This window comes from Streptomyces sp. NPDC087906, from assembly GCF_055584925.1.
Genome location: NZ_JBVJLC010000015.1, coordinates 1 through 18,121 on the forward strand (window position 1 = coordinate 1; position 18,121 = coordinate 18,121).

General features: G+C 71.0%; 19 protein-coding genes, 1 tRNA gene and 1 pseudogene. 13 read left to right on the plus strand and 8 right to left on the minus strand.

Annotated features, from left to right (window positions below; all coding sequences use genetic code 11):
• The 4 genes and pseudogenes from ACZ63I_RS31195 to ACZ63I_RS31210 form a co-directional block, all read right to left on the minus strand.
• A pseudogene (locus tag ACZ63I_RS31195) lies at positions 1-251 on the minus strand (2-oxoacid:acceptor oxidoreductase subunit alpha); the annotation flags it as partial.
• 249 nt (positions 252-500) lie between these two features.
• Positions 501-1,160: a response regulator gene (locus ACZ63I_RS31200; protein ID WP_469342771.1), complete on the minus strand. Its 660-nt coding sequence runs from the start codon at positions 1,158-1,160 to the stop codon at positions 501-503.
• 194 nt (positions 1,161-1,354) lie between these two features.
• A complete protein-coding gene (locus ACZ63I_RS31205) occupies positions 1,355-2,671 on the minus strand; it encodes a sensor histidine kinase (RefSeq protein WP_469342640.1) in 1,317 nt (438 codons plus the stop codon).
• A gap of 150 nt (positions 2,672-2,821) precedes the next feature.
• The gene (locus ACZ63I_RS31210) at positions 2,822-4,009 is read right to left on the minus strand and encodes a sensor histidine kinase (RefSeq protein ID WP_469342642.1); all 1,188 of its coding nucleotides are present in this window, start codon (positions 4,007-4,009) and stop codon (positions 2,822-2,824) included.
• 179 nt (positions 4,010-4,188) lie between these two features.
• On the opposite strand from ACZ63I_RS31210, the gene ACZ63I_RS31215 reads away from it, so the two are divergent.
• The 11 genes from ACZ63I_RS31215 (at position 4,189) to htpX (ending at position 14,916) form a co-directional block, all read left to right on the plus strand.
• Positions 4,189-4,581 (plus strand): NADH-quinone oxidoreductase subunit A, encoded by a 393-nt coding sequence (locus ACZ63I_RS31215; protein ID WP_041985867.1) that lies wholly within the window; start codon positions 4,189-4,191, stop codon positions 4,579-4,581.
• On the plus strand, positions 4,572-5,267 hold the full coding sequence (locus tag ACZ63I_RS31220; protein ID WP_469342644.1) for an NADH-quinone oxidoreductase subunit B: 696 nt from the start codon (positions 4,572-4,574) through the stop codon (positions 5,265-5,267). Before ACZ63I_RS31215 ends, ACZ63I_RS31220 begins: the two co-directional genes overlap by 10 nt.
• Positions 5,264-6,151: an NADH-quinone oxidoreductase subunit C gene (locus ACZ63I_RS31225; RefSeq protein ID WP_469342646.1), complete on the plus strand. Its 888-nt coding sequence runs from the start codon at positions 5,264-5,266 to the stop codon at positions 6,149-6,151. Before ACZ63I_RS31220 ends, ACZ63I_RS31225 begins: the two co-directional genes overlap by 4 nt.
• Positions 6,148-7,116, plus strand: a complete 969-nt coding sequence (locus tag ACZ63I_RS31230; RefSeq protein WP_469342647.1) for a complex I subunit 1/NuoH family protein — start codon at positions 6,148-6,150, stop codon at positions 7,114-7,116. Before ACZ63I_RS31225 ends, ACZ63I_RS31230 begins: the two co-directional genes overlap by 4 nt.
• Before the next feature lie 59 nt (positions 7,117-7,175).
• The gene (locus ACZ63I_RS31235; protein WP_041995359.1) at positions 7,176-7,706 is read left to right on the plus strand and encodes a 4Fe-4S binding protein; all 531 of its coding nucleotides are present in this window, start codon (positions 7,176-7,178) and stop codon (positions 7,704-7,706) included.
• Positions 7,703-8,293: an NADH-quinone oxidoreductase subunit J family protein gene (locus ACZ63I_RS31240; RefSeq protein WP_469342649.1), complete on the plus strand. Its 591-nt coding sequence runs from the start codon at positions 7,703-7,705 to the stop codon at positions 8,291-8,293. The genes ACZ63I_RS31235 and ACZ63I_RS31240 overlap by 4 nt, the downstream gene beginning before the upstream one ends.
• Complete coding sequence (gene nuoK, locus ACZ63I_RS31245; protein WP_469342650.1) at positions 8,293-8,643, plus strand: NADH-quinone oxidoreductase subunit NuoK; 351 nt, start codon at positions 8,293-8,295, stop codon at positions 8,641-8,643. Before ACZ63I_RS31240 ends, nuoK begins: the two co-directional genes overlap by 1 nt.
• Positions 8,640-10,646 carry an NADH-quinone oxidoreductase subunit 5 family protein gene (locus ACZ63I_RS31250; protein ID WP_469342652.1) on the plus strand — a complete coding sequence of 669 codons (2,007 nt, stop codon included), beginning with the start codon at positions 8,640-8,642 and terminating at the stop codon, positions 10,644-10,646. The genes nuoK and ACZ63I_RS31250 overlap by 4 nt, the downstream gene beginning before the upstream one ends.
• 3 nt (positions 10,647-10,649) lie before the next feature.
• Complete coding sequence (locus ACZ63I_RS31255) at positions 10,650-12,293, plus strand: complex I subunit 4 family protein (protein ID WP_469342653.1); 1,644 nt, start codon at positions 10,650-10,652, stop codon at positions 12,291-12,293.
• Entirely contained in the window at positions 12,290-13,891 is a 1,602-nt protein-coding gene (locus ACZ63I_RS31260) for an NADH-quinone oxidoreductase subunit N (protein ID WP_469342655.1), read from the plus strand. The genes ACZ63I_RS31255 and ACZ63I_RS31260 overlap by 4 nt, the downstream gene beginning before the upstream one ends.
• A 161-nt stretch (positions 13,892-14,052) precedes the next feature.
• Positions 14,053-14,916: a zinc metalloprotease HtpX gene (htpX, locus tag ACZ63I_RS31265; RefSeq protein WP_469342657.1), complete on the plus strand. Its 864-nt coding sequence runs from the start codon at positions 14,053-14,055 to the stop codon at positions 14,914-14,916.
• Between the two features lie 39 nt (positions 14,917-14,955).
• Here the strand turns inward: htpX and ACZ63I_RS31270 are convergent, their stop codons facing one another.
• Positions 14,956-15,375 carry a YccF domain-containing protein gene (locus tag ACZ63I_RS31270; RefSeq protein ID WP_469342659.1) on the minus strand — a complete coding sequence of 140 codons (420 nt, stop codon included), beginning with the start codon at positions 15,373-15,375 and terminating at the stop codon, positions 14,956-14,958.
• Between the two features lie 214 nt (positions 15,376-15,589).
• Between ACZ63I_RS31270 and ACZ63I_RS31275 the strand changes: the two genes are divergently transcribed.
• Positions 15,590-15,862, plus strand: coding sequence for a GlsB/YeaQ/YmgE family stress response membrane protein (locus ACZ63I_RS31275; RefSeq protein ID WP_469342660.1), 273 nt, complete (start codon positions 15,590-15,592; stop codon positions 15,860-15,862).
• On the opposite strand, the gene ACZ63I_RS31280 is transcribed toward ACZ63I_RS31275, so the two are convergent.
• A complete protein-coding gene (locus ACZ63I_RS31280; protein ID WP_469342662.1) occupies positions 15,819-16,541 on the minus strand; it encodes an alpha-ketoglutarate-dependent dioxygenase AlkB family protein in 723 nt (240 codons plus the stop codon). The genes ACZ63I_RS31275 and ACZ63I_RS31280 overlap by 44 nt on opposite strands.
• Before the next feature lie 107 nt (positions 16,542-16,648).
• Positions 16,649-17,137, minus strand: coding sequence for a YajQ family cyclic di-GMP-binding protein (locus ACZ63I_RS31285; RefSeq protein ID WP_041985827.1), 489 nt, complete (start codon positions 17,135-17,137; stop codon positions 16,649-16,651).
• A 219-nt stretch (positions 17,138-17,356) separates the two neighbouring features.
• On the opposite strand from ACZ63I_RS31285, the gene ACZ63I_RS31290 reads away from it, so the two are divergent.
• Positions 17,357-17,438 (plus strand) — tRNA-Tyr (locus ACZ63I_RS31290).
• A 202-nt stretch (positions 17,439-17,640) separates the two neighbouring features.
• Here the strand turns inward: ACZ63I_RS31290 and ACZ63I_RS31295 are convergent.
• Positions 17,641-18,009, minus strand: a complete 369-nt coding sequence (locus tag ACZ63I_RS31295) for a hypothetical protein (protein ID WP_469342663.1) — start codon at positions 18,007-18,009, stop codon at positions 17,641-17,643.
• Between the last annotated feature and the right edge of the window lie 112 nt (positions 18,010-18,121).

The following is an 18,121-nucleotide window of genomic DNA, read 5'->3' on the forward strand; positions in this document are numbered from 1 at the left end:
ATCTCGGCAGGGAAGTTCGGCAGCGTCGACAGGTCGTTGCCGAACGACGCCGTCTCCGAGGTGAACCGGTCACCCGTCAGTTGCATACCGTCCCCGGAGTCACCCGCGAAACGGATGATCACCCGGTCAAGACGGCGGACCTCCTTCTCGCCCGCACCCCCTTGTCCGGACAGACGGGCGCGCTGTTCCCCGACGACTGCCTCATCGGCGTCGTTGGCCTCATCGGCTGGGCTACTGACCTGGCTGGTCACTGAACTGGACCTCCCTCGAGGCGGCGGCTCGGGACCGGCCGGCCACCCGGCAGTCCCGGAAGCCACCCTACGTCGGTAAGGGTGGCCTACCTTGGACCGCTTGCGTGCTGGGTCGCATGGTGAGACGTCTGAACACCATGTTTTGGGGTGATGTGCCCCACATTGCGGGGCTTCGGTGCCGGCTGGGCCGCACTCATCCTTTGGGTCTAGGTCCCGCAGGACCATCCGGGGGATCGGGTCCGGAGCGGCTCATGTCTTCAGGTAGGTCAGGACGGCGAGCACCCGCCGGTGATCTCCGTCACTGGGGGAGAGGCCGAGCTTCAGGAAGATGTTGCTGACGTGCTTCTCCACCGCTCCGTCACTCACCACCAGCGCCTTGGCGACGGCCGAATTCGTCCGTCCCTCGGCCATCAGACCGAGCACTTCGCGCTCCCGGGGGGTCAGCCCTGCCAGCACGTCCTGCTTGCGGCTGCGGCCCAGCAACTGGGCCACCACCTCCGGGTCGAGGGCCGTACCGCCCCGCGCCACCCGGACCACGGCGTCCACGAACTCCCTGACCTCCGCCACCCGGTCCTTGAGCAGATAACCCACACCCCGGCTGGATCCGGCCAGCAGCTCCGTCGCGTACTGCTCCTCGACGTACTGCGACAGCACCAGCACCCCGATCCCGGGGTACTCCTTGCGCAGCCGCACCGCGGCCCGTACGCCCTCGTCGGTGTGCGTCGGCGGCATCCGCACGTCCGCGACGACCACGTCCGGCAGCGTGTCCTGCGCCGCGAGGTCCCCCACCGTCTTGATCAGCGCTTCCGCGTCCCCGACGCCCGCCACCACGTCGTGCCCGCGGTCGGTCAACAGCCGGGTCAGGCCCTCCCGGAGCAGCACCGAGTCCTCGGCGATGACCACCCGCACTCTGTCCTCCACGTCCCCGCAGCCCCCATGTCGCTTTCCGTCCGCACCTGTGAATGTCCAGGTGTCCCCAGCATCCCAGGCTTCGGATCGCTCCGCCCGCACCTGTGGCGAATCTAGGGAGATCCGGGGCCGCGCACGGATGAGCAGCGGCGATGCGGTGGAGGGCGGCGCGGACCGGTCGTGCGGACCGGTCGTCAGCCCCGCCAGGGCAGCTCCGCCGTCACCACCGTCGGACCCCCGGCGGGGGAGTCCACGACGAGGATCCCGTCCACGGCGCCGAGCCGCTCCGTGAGCCCCGCGAGACCGCTGCCCGCCGTCATGTCGGCGCCGCCCCTGCCGTCGTCCGTCACCTGGAGCATCAGCCGGTCCGCGGTGCGCCACACGTCGACCGCCGCGCGCCTGGCCCTGGCGTGCTTGCTGACGTTCTGCAGGAGTTCGGAGACGGTGAAGTACGCGATGCCCTCGATGGCCGGAGCCGGCCTTGCGGGCAGCTCGACCGTGACCCCGACGGGCACCGTGCAGCGCGAGGCCACGGAGGACAGCGCCGCGTCCAGACCCCGGTCGGTGAGGACCGCGGGGTGGATGCCGCGCGCCAGGTCCCGCAGCTCCTGGAGCGCCGTCTTCACCTCGCCGTGCGCCTCACCGACCATGCGCGCCGCGGCCTGCGGGTCCTCCGTCAGCTTCTCCTTCGCCAGACCCAGATCCATCGCCAGGGCGACGAGCCGGGCCTGCGCGCCGTCGTGCAGATCGCGCTCGATGCGGCGCAGGTCGGCGGCTGCCGTGTCCACGACCACACCCCGGTCCGACTCCAGCTCCGTGACGCGGGTCGCGAGCCTGGACGGGCCCAGCAGGCCGGTGACCCACAGCCGGTCCACGCTGGTGAGCCCCCGGATCAGCCAGGGGGACGCCAGCACGAGCACCAGACCGACCGCGCTGACCGCCGCGATCTCCAACGGGTTGTCCAGCACCACCGCGTTGCCCTGCGCGTCGCTGAAGAGCTGGATGCGCGCGTCACCGGAGTCGGGGGAGATCCACTGCCACAGCGGATAGGTGAACAGTCCCCAGGCCGTGGCCCAGAAGGTCAGGGAGACCGTGAAGGCGAACGTCGCCCACGGGAAGTGCAGCAGCGCGTAGAGCAGGTGCCGCCAGGACACCCCGCTCTTCAGCGTCGCCCCCATCCAGGCCAGCGGCCCGCCCTTCGCGCTCCGCACCGGCTCCGGATTCGCCACCTCCATCCGCAGCAGGGTCCTGGCCCTGGCCCGCTCCAGCACACCGAGACCGCGGCAGGCGGCCAGCGCGAGCGCCAGCACCGGCACCCCGAGGAAGGTGATCAGCAGCCCCGAGCCGAGCACGGTCATCGTGAGCGCGAAACAGAAAGCGGTCACGCTGATCGGGAAACTGAGCAGCAGATAGCCGAACTCACGCCAGGTGCGGGCCTCGACCGGAGCGCGCAGCACCGGAGGCAGGACATGGCGCCGGGGCTCCGAGCCGCTGTTGATGTAGGTCTCCATGTACTCCATGCTCCCGGGGCCGAGGCTCGCGCACCATGAGGTCCTTCTCCTACTTGACCGGGGGTTTTCCCCACCCTCGGCCCCACCTTCGGCCCCACCCTTGTCCCCGCCCTTGTCCCCGCCCTTGTCCCCGGCAGGGTCGGCGGCGGGTCAGGCCGTGCCGCGGTCCCACCAGGGCAGTTCCGCCGTGATCGTCGTCGGACCGCCCTCGGGCGAGTCCAGTACCAGCAGCCCGTCCACGGCGCCAAGACGCTCGGCGAGCCCCGCCATCCCCGTACCGCCGTCGAGCCGCGCACCGCCGTGGCCGTCGTCGCCGACCTGGATGAGCAGCCGGCCGTCGGCCCGCCACAGGTCGACGGAGGCCGTCCGCGCGCCGCTGTGCTTGCTGACGTTCTGCAGCAGCTCCGAGACGGTGAAGTACGCGATGCCCTCGATCGCCTGCGCCGGCCGGTCGGCCAGCTCCACGGTCACCTTCACCGGCACCGTGCAGCGGGAGGCGACGGAGGACAGCGCCGCGTCCAGGCCCCGGTCGGTGAGGATCGCCGGATGGATGCCGCGCGCCAGGTCCCGCAGCTCCTGGAGGGCCAGCTTCACCTCGCCGTGCGCCTCGTCGACCATCACGGCCGCCGCGTCGGGATCTTCGAGCAGCTTCTCCTTCGCCAGACCGAGCCCCATGGCGAGGGCGACGAGCCGGGCCTGCGCGCCGTCGTGCAGATCGCGCTCGATGCGGCGCAGGTCGGCGGCTGCCGTGTCCACGACCACACCCCGGTCCGACTCCAGCTCGGCGATCCGCCGCTCAAGACCGTCGGACGGCGACAGCAGCCCGCGCACCATGGCCCGGTCGGCGTTGGCCAGCCCGCGCACCACGAACGGCAGCACCGGCCACAGCACGACGAGACCGACGAGCGTGACGGCGAAGGTCAGAATCCCCCAGGGCAGCCGGATGAACGCGTACAGCGCCGTCCGCCAGGCCACCGTGTCCTTGAGCCCCGTCCAGAGCCGGCCGAAGAAGCCCTCCGTGCCCGGCTCGCGCCTGCCCTTGCGGAACAGCGGACTCGGCTCGTCGATGCGCACCCCCAGCAGACCGCGCGCCCGCGCCCGCTCCCCCTTGCCGTACAGCCGCGTACCGGCGAGGCCGAGCGCCAGCCACGGCAGGCCGATCACCGTCACGGAGAGCCCCGCACCGGTGGTGACGGCGAACACGACAAGCACGAAGGCGGCGATGGAGATGGGCAGATTCGCCAGGAGGTACGCGACCTCCTTCCACGTGTGCCGGTCGTAGGCGAAGCGCGCGGGCGGCGGCAGATCGGACGAGGCGGGGCTGGCACTGGCGGTCATAACCCCCCAGCCTGCCGGGCCGCGGTCGCGGGCGCCATGGGGAAGCTGGGAGGAGGGAACTAGGGATAACCCCACCCTTGCCGGACGCGGCTGCTTACCCAATCTTTAACAGGGCCTAGACTCCCGTCCGTACAGATCGTCGAAGAGGCTGCTACGAGGTCAGGGAGCGAGGGGCGGACGTGTCGGAACCGACCGTTCTCGCGGGGGACTACTTCCACGGCTACACGGTGGTCGGGCTGCTCGCCGTCATCGGGGTGCTGTTCGTCGCGGTGGCTTTCGGGGCGGGCCAGTTGCTGCGCCCCGTGGTCCCCACCCAGGAGAAGATGCTCACCTACGAGTGCGGCGTCGACCCGGTGGGCGAGGGCTGGGCACACACCCAGGTCCGGTACTACGTCTACGCGTTCCTCTATGTGATCTTCGCCGTCGACTCGGTCTTCCTCTTCCCGTGGGCCACGGTCTTCGCCGCCCCCGGCTACGGCGCCACGACACTCGTCGAGATGTTCGTCTTCCTCGGCTTCCTGGCCGTCGGACTGCTCTACGCATGGAAGAAGGGCGTCCTGGAATGGACGTGACCCCCCAGCACCAGGGCCACGCACCTGCCGCCGAGCCCGAGTTGCTGCCCGCGCCCGAACTGCTTCCCGCGCCCGAGCTGCTGCCCGAGCCGAGGCGTCTGGGCGTGCTCTCGCGGCTGGCGCCCGAACCGATGAAGGTCGTCCTCAACTGGGGCCGCCGCTACAGCCTGTGGGTCTTCAACTTCGGACTCGCCTGCTGCGCCATCGAGTTCATCGCCGCTTCGATGGCCCGGCACGACTTCATCCGGCTCGGGGTGATCCCCTTCGCGCCGGGGCCGCGCCAGGCCGACCTGATGGTGGTGTCCGGCACGGTCACGGACAAGATGGCGCCCGCAGTGAAGCGGCTGTACGAGCAGATGCCCGAGCCCAAGTACGTGATCTCCTTCGGCGCCTGCTCCAACTGCGGCGGCCCTTACTGGGACTCGTACTCGGTCACGAAGGGCGTCGACCAGATCATCCCCGTCGACGTGTACGTACCGGGCTGCCCGCCCCGGCCCGAGGCGCTCCTCCAGGGCATCCTCAAGCTCCAGGAGAAGATCGCCCGCGAGACGCTCGGCGACCGGTACGCGTCGGCCGCCGGGCCCTCGACCGCCGCGCTGCGCAGCGATCTGGTCGCACCTCCGGCGCCGGGCGGCACGCCTGGCGCCTCTGGCGTCCCTGGCGTCCCTGGTGAGGGAGCGTCGTGAACGCGTACGACGCGTACGACCGGCTGCCCGACCCGGCGGCCGTGGCCGAGGTCTTCGGCGAGGGCGCGACGGCGGAGCGGGCGTACGAACTCCTCACCGTCGATGTCCCTGCCGCCTCCTGGATCACCGCGCTCGAAGCGGCACGCGACCAGTTGGGCTGCGGCTTCTTCGACTGGCTCAGCGCCGTCGACGAACCGGACACCGGCTTCCGCGTCTGCGCCCATGTCGTCGCCCTGGGCGGCGGCACGGTCCGCAAACTGCTGCTCCGTACGACCGTCCCGCACGAAGCGCCCGTGCTGCCGACCGCGCTCGGCGTGTACGCGGGCGCCGGCTGGCACGAGCGGGAGACGCACGAGATGTTCGGCGTCTCCTTCACCGACCACCCGAACCTCGTCCACCTGCTGCTCCCCGAGACCTTCGAAGGCCACCCGCTGCGCAAGGACTTCGTCCTGGCGGCGCGGGTCGCCAAGGCGTGGCCTGGGGCGAAGGAGCCGGGGGAGTCCGAGGGCGGCGGCCCGCGCCGACGGCAGATGCTGCCGCCCGGCGTGCCCGACCCGAACGAATGGGGCCCGCTCAAGGGCCAGCTCCCGCCGGCCCCGGCGCGGCCGGGCCGGGAGCGGCCCGCACGGGGGGAGCGGCCGGCCGGGGAGCGCCCCGTACGCCGCGCCCGCAGCGTGTCGGAGGGCTCGGCGAGCCAGCAGGGCGCCCCGGCCGCCGACGCACCGTGGCGCGAGCCGAAGCCGGAATCCAAGCCGGAATCCAAGCCGGAGCCCGCGCCGGAACCCGGCGACAGCCCGTCAGGCAGCCCGGACACTGACCGCCCGGACACTGACCGCCCGGACACCGACCGCCCGGACACCGACCGCCCCGGAGGAGACGCGTGAGTGACGTGCTCGACGTCGTCCTGCGGCTGGTCGTCGTCTTCGTCGCGTTCCTGGTCCTCCCCCTTGTCGTCGGGCAGACCGAGCACAAGGTGATGGCCCATATGCAGGGCCGGCTCGGCCCCATGCACGCGGGCGGCTTCCACGGCTGGGCCCAGCTCGTCGCCGACGGGGTGAAGTTCGCGCAGAAGGAGGACATCGTCCCCGCTGCCGCCGACCGCCGCGTCTTCCAACTCGCCCCCGCCGTGGCCCTGCTGCCGTATCTGATCGTGCTGGTCGCGATCCCCGTCGGACCCTCGGGGAGCGCCGTCGGCCAGGCCGTCGACGCGGGCATCTTCTTCGTACTCGCCGTGCTCGGTGTCGGGGTGCTCGGCTCGCTCATGGCTGGCTGGGCGTCGGCCAACAAGTTCTCCCTCCTCGGCGGGTTGCGCACCGCCGCCCAACTGCTCGCGTACGAGCTGCCGATGCTGCTCGCCGCCGCCTCCGTCGCGATGGCGGCCGGCACGGTCTCACTGCCCGGCATCCTCGACGCCTTCGCCTGGTGGTGGGTGCCCTGGCAGATCGTCGGCGGCGTCGTCTTCTTCGTCGCCGGGCTCGCCGAACTCCAGCGCCCGCCCTTCGACATGCCGGTCGCCGACTCCGAGATCATCTTCGGCGCCTACACCGAGTACACCGGGCTGCGCTTCGCCCTGTTCCTGCTCGCCGAGTACGCGGGCATCGTCGTCCTGTCCGGGCTGACCGCCGTCCTGTTCCTGGGCGGCTGGCACGGTCCGTTCGGCGCCGAAGGACTCGGCTGGGTCTGGACCCTGCTCAAGACCGCCGTGCTCGCCTTCGTCGTCATCTGGCTGCGGGTGAGCTATCCGCGGCTGCGCGAGGACCAGTTGCAGAAGCTCGCCTGGACCGTCCTCATCCCGCTCGCCCTCGCTCAGATCGCCCTCACCGGCATCGTCAAGGTGGTGATCACCTAGTGGCTCCGCCGATCCCCGGCAGCGGCCTCGCCAAGGGCCTGGCCGTCACCCTGCGCACGATGACGAAGAAGACCGTCACCGCGCAGTACCCGGAAGCCCAGCCCGAACTCCCGCCCCGCAGCCGCGGGGTGATCGGGCTGTTCGAGGAGAACTGCACGGTCTGCATGCTCTGCGCCCGCGAGTGCCCCGACTGGTGCATCTACATCGACTCCCACAAGGAGACCGTCCCGGCGGCGGCCCCCGGCGGGCGCGAGCGCAGCCGCAACGTCCTCGACCGGTTCGCCATCGACTTCGCGCTGTGCATGTACTGCGGTATCTGCATCGAGGTCTGTCCTTTCGACGCGCTGTTCTGGTCACCGGAGTTCGAGTACGCGGAGACCGACATCCACGAGCTGACCCATGAACGCGACAAGCTCCGCGAGTGGATGTGGACGGTCCCCGCGCCGCCCGCGCTCGACCCCGGCGCCGAGGAGCCCAAGGAGATCGGCGCCGCGCGCAAGGCCGTCGACAAGGCCGAGGCCGCCCGGCAGTTGGCGGAGCAGCGGGACGAGCAGCCGGGAGAGCAGCGGGAAGCGGGGGCGGGCGAGTGACCCTCGCCGCGACCGCGACCACAGCGGCAGCCACCACCGGACCCGGCTTCCTGTCCCCGACGGGCGTCGAGATCACCTTCCTGCTGGTGGGCCTGGTCACCTTCGGCGCCGCGCTCGTGACCGTCACCACCAAGCAGCTCGTGCACGCCGCGCTCTGGCTGATCGTGGCGCTCGGCGGCCTGGCCGTCGAATACCTGCTGCTGACGGCGGAGTTCATCGCCTGGGTGCAGGTCCTGATCTACGTCGGTTCCGTGGTGGTCCTCCTGCTCTTCGGTCTGATGCTCACCCGGGCCCCCATCGGCCGCTCGCCGGACGCCGATTCGGGCAACCGGCTCGTGGCGCTCGCGGTCGCCGTCCTCGCCGCCGCGGCCCTGGTCTGGGTCGTCGTGGACGCGTTCCGCACGACCTGGATCGATCTGGACGGGCCGGCCCAGGGCTCCACGAAGGTGTCGGGGCAGATCCTGTTCCGGCACTGGGTGCTGCCGTTCGAGGCGCTGTCCGTGCTGCTGCTGGCCGCGCTCGTCGGCGCGATCGTCCTGTCCCGCAAGAAGAGCCGTGCCGCCAGCGGTGAGGAGCAGCAGCACTGATGCATCTCGTCTATCCCGCCGTGCTGGCGGCCCTCCTCTTCTGCACGGGCGTCTACGGGCTGCTCGCGCGCCGCAACTCGATCCTCGTGCTGATGTCGGTCGAGCTGATGCTCAACGCCGTCAACCTCAACCTGGTCGCCTTCGACGCCTGGCTCCGCGACACCCTGCACGCGGGCCAGGCGCTCACCCTGTTCGTCATCGCCATCGCCGCCGCCGAGATCGGCATCGGCCTGGCGATCGTCCTCGCGGTGTACCGCAACCGCGGCACCTCGGACATCGACCGGCTCCGGGACACCGCCGAGGCGGCCACGCCCGAGGGACCCGCCGAGATTGCCGAGGCCGGCGCGTGAACACCACGACCCTCGCCGTACTCGTCCCGCTCCTTCCGTTCCTGGGCGCGGCAGCCGGGCTGCTGCTCGGCCGTACCGCACCCGAATTCGTCCGCCCGCTGGCCGTCCTGCCGCCGCTGGTCTCCGCCGTACTGGCCGTGCTGGTGGCCGTACGGCAGGGCGGCGGCGCCGGGGGCGGCAAGGCACCGCTGGACGCGGCGACCCAGCTCACCCCGACCGGCTCGGTCCCCGTCGACCTGGCCCTGCACATCGACGGCTTCGCCGCGCTCGTCGCCGTCCTCGTCGCCGTCGTCGCCTCCTGCGTGCAGATCTACTCGACGGCCTATCTGCGCGACGACGCCCGCTACCCCTCCTACGCCGCCCTGGTCTCGCTGTTCACCGCCGCGATGCTGCTCGTCGTCTACTCGGGCGACCTGATGGTGCTGCTGGTCGGCTGGGAGATCATGGGCATCTGCTCGTACTTCCTCGTCGGCCACTACTGGGAGACGCCCGAGGCGCGCGCCGCCTCCCTCAAGGCGTTCCTGGTCACCAAACTCGGCGATGTCCCCTTCCTGATCGGCCTGTTCGCGCTCGCCGCCGACACCGGCACGTTCCGGATCACCGGGGTGCTGACGGCCGTCGGCGACGGCGGGCTCGACCATCCGACGCTGATCGCGCTGCTGCTGCTCGCCGGTGTCGCGGGCAAGTCCGCGCAGTTCCCGCTGCACACCTGGCTGCCGGACGCGATGGCGGGCCCCACGCCCGTCTCCGCGCTGATCCACGCGGCGACCATGGTCGCCGCCGGTGTCTACTTCGTCGCCCGGCTCCTCCCCGTCTTCGCCGCCTCACGGGCGGCCCTGGTCGTCCTCGCCGCCATGGCCGCGATCACGATGGTCGGCTCGGCGCTCGCCGCGCTCGCCCAGGACGACATCAAACGCGTCCTCGCCTACTCGACCCTCGGCCAACTCGGCTACATGACCGGCGCGCTGGCCGTCGGCGACCGCGGCGCCGCCGTCTTCCACCTCCTCGCACACGGCGCCTTCAAGGCGCTCCTGTTCCTCGGCGCCGGTGTGGTCATCCACGCCGCCGGCACCAACTCGCTCGCCGCCATGTCCCGCATGGGCGGGCTGGCCAAACGCATCCCCGACGCGTACTGGACGATGACCGTCGCCCTGCTCGCGCTCGCCGCCATCCCTCCCTTCGCCGGCTTCTTCTCCAAGGAGTCCGTGCTCGGCGCCGCCGAACACGCCGCTTTCGGCGACTCCGCCCTCGCCCCCGGAGCGGCGGGCTGGACCGTGCTCGTCTCCGGTCTGGTCACCGCCCTGCTCACCGCCGCCTACGCCACCCGGCTGTGGCTGCTGGCCTTCCACGGCCACGGCCCCGAGGCCGTGGCCCACGGCAGGCAGCCCGTCGCCATGAGCGCCGTGCTGTGGGTGCTCGCGATCCCCACCGTCGGGCTCGGCCTGACGATCGGTTACCTCGCGGACTGGTTCGACGGCCACAGCCTCGCCCCCACCCTCACCACCTCCGTGCTGGGCACCGGGGTCGCGCTCGTCGGCGGGCTGACCACCTACGCCAGTTGGAAGCACACCTCCACGCTGGCGGCGGGCAGCCCGATGGGTGCGGTCTCCGCCCACCCCGACGCCGAGCCCGCCCTCTCCGAGGAAGAGGCCATCGAGAGCCACACGGCCGTCTACGGCGACATCGCCGGCTCGTACGACCCCGCCGACCCCGGCCGGCTGCTGCTGGGCCGGCTGCACCGGCACGCGGCGGCCGGCTTCCACCTCGACGCCCTGTACAGCGCCCTCTTCGTACGGCCCGTCCTCGCGGCGGCCCGGCTGGTCCGCTTCCTCGACCGCGAGGTCGTCGACACGTACGTACGCGGAGCGGGCACCGGCACCCGCTGGCTCGGCGCCGCCGTACGCCGGGCGCAGACCGGCAACGTGCAGTCCTATCTGAGCGCCCTGCTCGCCGGCTCGCTCGTCCTGGCGATCGCCGCCGTACTCGTCGCCGCCGGAGCGTGAGCCGTGATCGATATCAATGAGTCCGTGATGCAGGCCCTTCTGGCGTTGATCGTCGCCGGGCCGCTCGTCGGCGCGCTCGCCGCCCTGCTCCCGGCACCTCCCGGGCTGCGCGGCAAGAGCCCCGACCAGGCCGTGCTGCGGCACGGCGTCGTCGTCACCGGCGTGATCCTCGCCGCCGCGATCGTGCTGGCCCTGGGCTTCGACCGCGGCCACGGCCAGGCGTCCACGATGCAGGCGACCACGGACATCAGTTGGATCGCGGCACTGAACGTGCGGATCCATCTCGGCATCGACGGCATTTCGCTCCCCCTCCTCGTCCTGACGGCGCTGCTGACCTTCCTCTGCGCGCTCCACAGCTACTTCAAAATGCCGCAGGGCCCCTCGCCCAAGGCATTCGTCGCCCTGCTGCTCCTCCTCGAATCCGGCACGCTGGCGACCTTCGCCGTCCTCGACCTGATCCTGTTCTTCCTGGCGTTCGAGACGGTGCTCGTCCCGATGTACTTCCTCATCGCCCGCTGGGGCGGCTCGGAAGGCGTGGCGGGCGGCCGGCAGGCCGCCGCCTGGAAGTTCATCCTCTACACCCTGCTCGGTTCCGTGGTCATGCTGCTCGGCCTGCTCCTGATCGGGATCAAGGCGGGCACATTCGACATGGTGGCACTCGCCACTGACAACGGCCGTGGACTGAGCACATCCGTGCAGGTCATCGCCGTTCTCGCGATCGGGATCGGGCTCGCGGTCAAGACCCCGATGTGGCCGCTGCACAGTTGGCTCCCGGACGCCCACACCGCCGCCCCGACCGTCGGCTCGGTCCTCCTCGCCGGGGTCCTGCTCAAGATGGGCACGTACGGATTCGTCCGCATCGTCCTGCCCGTCGCCCCGCACGGGATGCACACCTTCGCGCCGTACCTCGCGGCCTTCGCCGTCGCCGGCATCATCTACGGGTCCCTCGCCTGCCTCGCCCTCGCCCGGCAGGGCGCGGGCGGCGACCTCAAACGGCTGATCGCGTACTCCTCCGTCGGCCACATGGGCTTCGTCCTGCTCGGCATCGCGACCATGACCCCCACCGGGGTCAACGGCGCGCTCTTCGCGAACATCGCCCACGGCCTCATCACCGGCCTGCTGTTCTTCCTCGTCGGCGCGCTCAAGGACCGCTACGGCACCGCCGACCTCGACACGCTCGCCGGCGCCACCGGCGCGGCCCTCTACGGCCGGGCCCCCCGCCTCGGCGGCCTCCTCGCCTTCGCCGCCGTGGCCTCCCTCGGACTGCCGGGACTCGCCGGGTTCTGGGGCGAGATGCTCACGATGTTCGGCGCCTTCGACCCCGCCGACGGGCTCAGCCGCCCCGCCTTCCTCACCTTCATGGCCGTCGCGGGCCTCGGCACGCTGCTCACCGCCGCGTACCTGCTGGTCGTCGTACGGCGCGTGTGCATGGGCGGCACCCCCAGCGGGGAAGCCGCGCAGAGCGCCCGAGCCGCACAAGCCCCGCAGGTCCCGCACCTCCCGCACCTCCCCGACGTACGCGGCTACGAGTTCGCCGCCTGGACCCCGCTCGTCGCCCTCACCGTCCTCGGCGGCCTGTGGCCCGCGGTCCTCCTCGGCCTCACCGACCCGGCCGTGCAGAAGCTCCTCGCAGGAGGCAAGTCGTGACCGTGGCCGCAGAGACCGCAGGGAGCGCCGGGCTCACCCAGGCCGCCGGACTCGTCCAGTCCGTCGACTGGCTCGCCATCGCGCCCCCCACCATCACCGCCCTGGCCGCGCTGATCGTCCTCGTCGCCGACCTGTTCGTCCCCGACCACCGCAAGCGGCTCCTCGGCGCCGTCACCGTCGCCGGGCTCGTCGCCGCGCTCGCCATGCTGCTGCCGCTGCGCGCGGGCGACCGCACCACCTTCTGCCTCGCCGACGACGCCCACGCCTGCAGCTACACCGCCGACCACTTCGCCCTCGTCATCCAGCTCCTCGTACTCGGCGGGGCGCTGCTCACCGCGCTGCTCTCGCTCACCGACTCCACCGACCCGGCCGACCCCGCCCTCACCGGAAAGCCGCCGCTCGGCGAGTACTGGTTCCTGCTGCTCTCCTCGGCCGCCGGCGCCGCCCTGCTGCCCGCCGCACGCGACCTCGCCACGCTCGTCGTCGCCCTCGAAGTCGCCTCACTGCCCGCCTTCGCGCTCGTCGGCATCAAGCGCGGCGACCGGCGCTCCGCCGAGGCTGCGCTCAAGTTCTTCCTCTCCTCGGTCGCCGCGACGGCCGTGATGCTGCTCGGCGTCAGCTTCGTCTACGTCACGACCGGCTCCCTGCACCTCACCGAGATCGCCGCCGAACTGGACCACGTACCCGGCCAGTTCCAGACCCTCGCCCAGGCCGGTGTCGCCCTCACCCTCGTCGGCTTCGCCTTCAAGACGGCCGCCGCGCCCTTCCACTTCTGGGTCCCCGACACCTACGTCGGCGCGCCGCTGCCCATCGCCGCCTACCTGTCGGTCGTCGGCAAGGCCGTCGGCTTCTCCGGGCTCATCCTGGTGACCGTCGTCGCCTTCCCCTCGTACGCCGACGAGTGGGGCCCCGTACTGGCCGTACTCGCCGCGCTCACCATGACCGTCGGGAACGTCGCCGCACTGCGCCAGTCGGCCACGCGCGCGTGGAGCGCGGTACGGCTGCTGGCGTGGTCGTCGGTGGCCCAGGCCGGCTATCTGCTCGTACCGATCGCCGCCGCCGGATACGCGGGCGAGCGGCGGATCGGCTCCACCGTCGCGTACGCCCTGATGTACGCCGTGGTGAACCTCGGCGCGTTCGCCGTCGTCGCCCTGGTGGCCCGTACGAAGCCGCTGAACCGCGTCGCCGACTACCAGGGCCTGTACGACCGCCGCCCCGTCGTCGCCGTCGCCATGGGCTTCTTCCTGCTCTGCCTGGCCGGACTGCCCCCGGGCATCATCGGCCTCTTCGCCAAGGTCACGGTCTTCTCGGCGGCCGTCGACGCGGGCCTCGGCTGGCTCGCCGTCGTCATGGCGGTCAATGTCGTCGTCGCGCTGTACTACTACCTCCAGTGGACGGCGATCCTGTTCCGCCCGGCCGCCGACCAGGAGGGCGAGGCCCTCGCCGGCGCCGAAGGACCGCAGGCCGCCCTCCAGCCGGCGGCCCTGCGCGCCCCGGCGGCCGTCACGGCCACCATCGCCCTGACGGCGGCAGTGGCCGTCGCCCTGTCCGGAGCGCCCCAGCTCGTCCTGCGCTTCGCCGACACCGGCCTTTTCTGAGGGCTCCGCCCCGCTCCCCGCCACCCGTACGGCGTACGACGGCCGCCCGGGGGCAGGGGAACCCGTACCCGCCGCCTGGCGTTGACCAGTACGGAAGGGTCCACTGAAGAGTGGAGGAGCACCGAGCAAGGGTTCCCCTGCCGCAGATTGGAGGGCGTACCGTGCACCGCCGGCACAACGGGCTGAGAACAGCCGTACTTCTCGTCGGGCTGTCCGCGCTGATCGTCGTCATCGGCGGTCTCTTCGGCAGGACAGGACTGATCGTCGCCGTCGTCGTGGCGCTCGGTACGAACGCGTACGCGTACTGGAACAGCGACAAGATCGCGCTGCGCGCCATGCGCGCCCGCCCCGTCAGCGAGTTCGAGGCGCCGGACCTCTACCGCGTCGTGCGCGAGCTGTCGACGACCGCGCGCCAGCCCATGCCCCGGCTGTACATCTCGCCGACCCAGGCGCCGAACGCGTTCGCGACCGGCCGCAACCCGCGCAACGCGGCGGTCTGCTGCACGGACGGCATCCTGCAGATCCTCACCGAGCGCGAGCTGCGCGGGGTGCTCGGCCATGAGCTGAGCCATGTCTACAACCGCGACATCCTGATCTCGTCGATCGCCGGAGCCCTCGCCTCGGTCGTGATGTTCCTGGTGAACTTCGCCTGGCTGATCCCCTTCGGCCGCTCCGACGACGACGAGGGCCCCGGCATCTTCGGCTTCCTGCTGGTCATGATCCTCGGCCCGCTCGCCGCCTCGGTCATCCAGCTCGCCGTCAGCCGCTCCCGCGAGTACGAGGCCGACGCGTCGGGCGCCCAGATCACCGGCGACCCGCTGGCGCTCGCCGGCGCGCTGCGCAAGCTCGACGCGGGCACGAAGCAGCTCCCGCTGCCGCCGGAGCCGCGGATCGAGGCGGCCAGCCACATGATGATCGCCAACCCGTTCCGGCCGGGCCAGGGCTTCTCGAGGCTGTTCTCCACGCACCCGCCCATGGCGGAACGTATCGCCCGCCTGGAGAAGATGGCGGGCGGCAGGCCCTGACCGGGTACGGCCCTGACCGGGTACGGCCCTGACCGGCGCCTACCAGCCTGACGTGGACCCGGTGGCCGCGAACCGCTCGTCCGACGGGACGACCTCGCGGCCCAGCGGCATCAGCGAGATCGGGATCAGCTTCAGATTCGCCCAGCCGAACGGGATCCCGATGATCGAGACGAAGAGCGGGATGCTGGTCAGCAGATGGCCGAGGGCCAGCCACCAGCCGGCGAAGACCACCCAGATCACATTTCCGACGAACGACGGGTCGCCGGCGTCGGGACGCTCCACGGTCGTGCGGCCGAACGGCCACAGCACATAGCCCGCGATCCGCAGGGACGCGATGCCGAACGGGATCGTCACGATCAGGACGAAGCAGATGACGGCCGCGATCACGTACCCGATCGCCATCCAGATCCCGCAGAAGATCAGCCACAGGACATTGAGGATCAGCTCCAAGAGCTTCATGATCGCGCGCCTTCCGTGTGTGACATCCGGGTGGTGACATCCGTCGTCGCCGCTCACAGCCAGTATCAGGCCGAGCAGGGCCTGTGCGATACCGGGGCCGGTTGTCAGTGGTGTGGTCCACGATGAAGACGCAACCGCTACGTGTCTCAACTACGTCTCTGTGGGCAGCAGGAAGACGCATCGATCAGCACGCGACGAAAGATGAGGTCATGCCATGGGCATTGTCGGCTGGATCATCCTCGGACTGCTCGCCGGGGCCATCGCCAAGATCCTTCTTCCGGGCAAGGACCCGGGCGGTCTGCTCGGCACGATCGTCGTGGGCATCCTGGGCGCCTTCGTCGGCGGCTGGATCTCGGCCAAGTGGCTCGACCACCCGATCAGCAAGGACTTCTTCGACGGCCCGACCTGGCTCGCCGCGATAGGCGGGGCGCTCGTGCTGCTGATCATCTACCGGCTGCTGTTCGGGAACTCGTCCTCGCGTCGCTGAGGCCCGTCTCGCGCAGGGTGATGTTCAGCCGCCCGCCGGCCATGCCCGTCCCGGGACCCGCGGTCCCCGGGTAGACCTTCGGCACGCCGTGGTAGGCGAAGCGCGAGGGCCCGCCGAAGACGAAGAGGTCCCCGGACGCCAGCTCCACATCCGTGTAGGGCCGCCCGCGGGTCTCCGTGTTGCCGAAGCGGAACACGCACCGGTCACCGATGCTCAAAGACACCACGGGCGCCCCGGACTTCTCGTCCTTGTCCTGGTGCAGCCCCATGGCGGCGCCGCCCTCGTAGAAGTTGATCAGGGCGGTGTCTGGCGTGTAGACGGAGTCGTACGAGGCGCCGGCGGCCGGCCCCTCGCCCCCGGGGTCGCCGTACGCGTCGGCCAGCGCGGCCCGGCCCAGCTCCACGAGCCAGCCGGGCAGCTCCGCCACCCGCGCACCGTTCACGTCCCCCGCCGTGCGGGTGTACCGGTACGGCTGCCAGTGCCAGCCCAGGCACACGGTCTGTACGGACATGACGCCGCCGCCCGGAAGCACGGTGTGCCGGATCGGCACGGGCCCGCGCGCCCACTCCCGGCAGGCGCCCACCAACTCCCGCTGCCGCTCCTCGGACAGCCACCCGGGCACATGCACGGCGCCGGGCGCGAGGACGGCACGCGGCCGAGGAAACAGCTCGCCGTTCACACCCTCACCTCCCGTCCGCGAACCTCCAGGCCGAAGCCGCACAACGAGGGCCGCCGAGCCCGCAGTTCCCGGCGACGCGCCCCCGCTGTGCCGCGCTCAGCCACCGGTCAGCGGTAGTTGACGAACTGCAGCGCGAAGTCGAAGTCCTGGCCCTTGAGCAGTGAGATCACGGTCTGCAGGTCGTCCCGGCTCTTCGAGCTGACCCGCAGCTCGTCGCCCTGCACCTGCGCCTTGATCCCCTTCGGGCCCTCGTCACGGATGATCTTCGCGACCTTCTTGGCGTTGTCCTGCGAGATGCCCTCCTCGATCGAGGCGAAGATCTTGTACTCCTTGCCGGAGAGCTGCGGTTCGCCGACGTCGAGCGACTTCAGCGAGATCCCGCGCTTGATCAGCTTGGACTGGAAGACGTCGAGGATCGCCTTGACCCGCTCCTCGCCGTTCGCCTCCATCAGGATCTTGTCGCCGGACCAGCCGATCGAGGCTCCGACGTTCTTGAAGTCGTAGCGCTGCTGGATTTCCTTCGCGGCCTGGTTGAGGGCGTTGTCGACCTCCTGCCGCTCGACCTTCGAGACGATGTCGAAACTGGAGTCGGCCATGTCCTGTGGCTCCTTGTATCGGGTGCTTGTGGGGTGCTCGTCCTGTGCTCCTGCGACGAGCCGGCCGCCGCCGGCCGCCGCCGTCAAGCCTAGTCAACCGGGGGCGGTGCGACGGCTGATCAATCGGGTGGCGGAGCACCCCCGGGCATCGGGTATCGTTTACGTCGTTGCCACGGAGCACCGCCCACGAGGGCCGCTCCCACCGGCAGCGAATCCCATGGCGGTGTGCCCGAGTGGCCAATGGGAGCGGACTGTAAATCCGCCGGCTTAGCCTTCCCAGGTTCGAATCCTGGCGCCGCCACACGGAAACGACGACCCCTGATCAGCGGAAACGCCGGTCAGGGGTCATCGTCGTGTATCGGGTAAGAGCGCCGCACTGTCTCGCTCTCTCTCGTTCGCGAACGCTCTCTACCAGTAGTCGTGGACGGACTGTGGACGGGAATCCGTGCGGCGACCTGCGGTGACGTGAGACGTCGGGGACAGGTCCGGACGGGGGATGCTTGTCACCGTTCCAGGCGAGCCGAGATCTTCGCGTTGGCCACGTCGTCGCCGCCGGTGAGGAACTTCGCGTACACCCGGAACAAGACACCGACGCTGTGCCCGGCCCGCTCGGCTACGAGCTGCGGTTCCACTCCCGCGCTCAGCCATGTGGAGACTGCCGTATGGCGAAGGTCATACGGCCTCTTGGCGAGCTTGGTTGCCTGCTCGTCAGCGGAGAGCACATCTCGCCGGGCGCGGGCCCACACTTCGCCGTAGCCGCTCTCCTGCACCATGCCGCCCCGCGCGGTTCGGAAGAGCCGGCCGTCCGGAGCGATGCCGTGCACGGTGATGTGCCATCGGAGGAGTGCGACCAGTCGCGGCGGGATGGGCACGGTACGTACGGCGCTCCGTGACCGGTGCTTGAGCCCTTTTCGGTCGTGAGCCTCGCCTGAGTTTGTCCAGGCGCTTCCGGGCCGCGGGCGACTCTCGCGAAGCCAGACTTTC

Bases quoted from the DNA above. Each gene is read 5' to 3' on its own strand.
- ACZ63I_RS31285 (WP_041985827.1), bottom strand. From the start codon at position 17,137: ATGGCCGACTCCAGTTTCGACATCGTCTCGAAGGTCGAGCGGCAGGAG.
- ACZ63I_RS31205 (WP_469342640.1), bottom strand. From the start codon at position 2,671: ATGGAGACCTACATCAACAGCGGCTCGGAGCCCCGGCGCCATGTCCTG.
- ACZ63I_RS31235 (WP_041995359.1), top strand. From the start codon at position 7,176: ATGACGAAGAAGACCGTCACCGCGCAGTACCCGGAAGCCCAGCCCGAA.
- ACZ63I_RS31270 (WP_469342659.1), bottom strand. From the start codon at position 15,375: ATGAAGCTCTTGGAGCTGATCCTCAATGTCCTGTGGCTGATCTTCTGC.
- nuoK (WP_469342650.1), top strand. From the start codon at position 8,293: ATGCATCTCGTCTATCCCGCCGTGCTGGCGGCCCTCCTCTTCTGCACG.
- ACZ63I_RS31275 (WP_469342660.1), top strand. From the start codon at position 15,590: ATGGGCATTGTCGGCTGGATCATCCTCGGACTGCTCGCCGGGGCCATC.
- ACZ63I_RS31220 (WP_469342644.1), top strand. From the start codon at position 4,572: ATGGACGTGACCCCCCAGCACCAGGGCCACGCACCTGCCGCCGAGCCC.
- ACZ63I_RS31210 (WP_469342642.1), bottom strand. From the start codon at position 4,009: ATGACCGCCAGTGCCAGCCCCGCCTCGTCCGATCTGCCGCCGCCCGCG.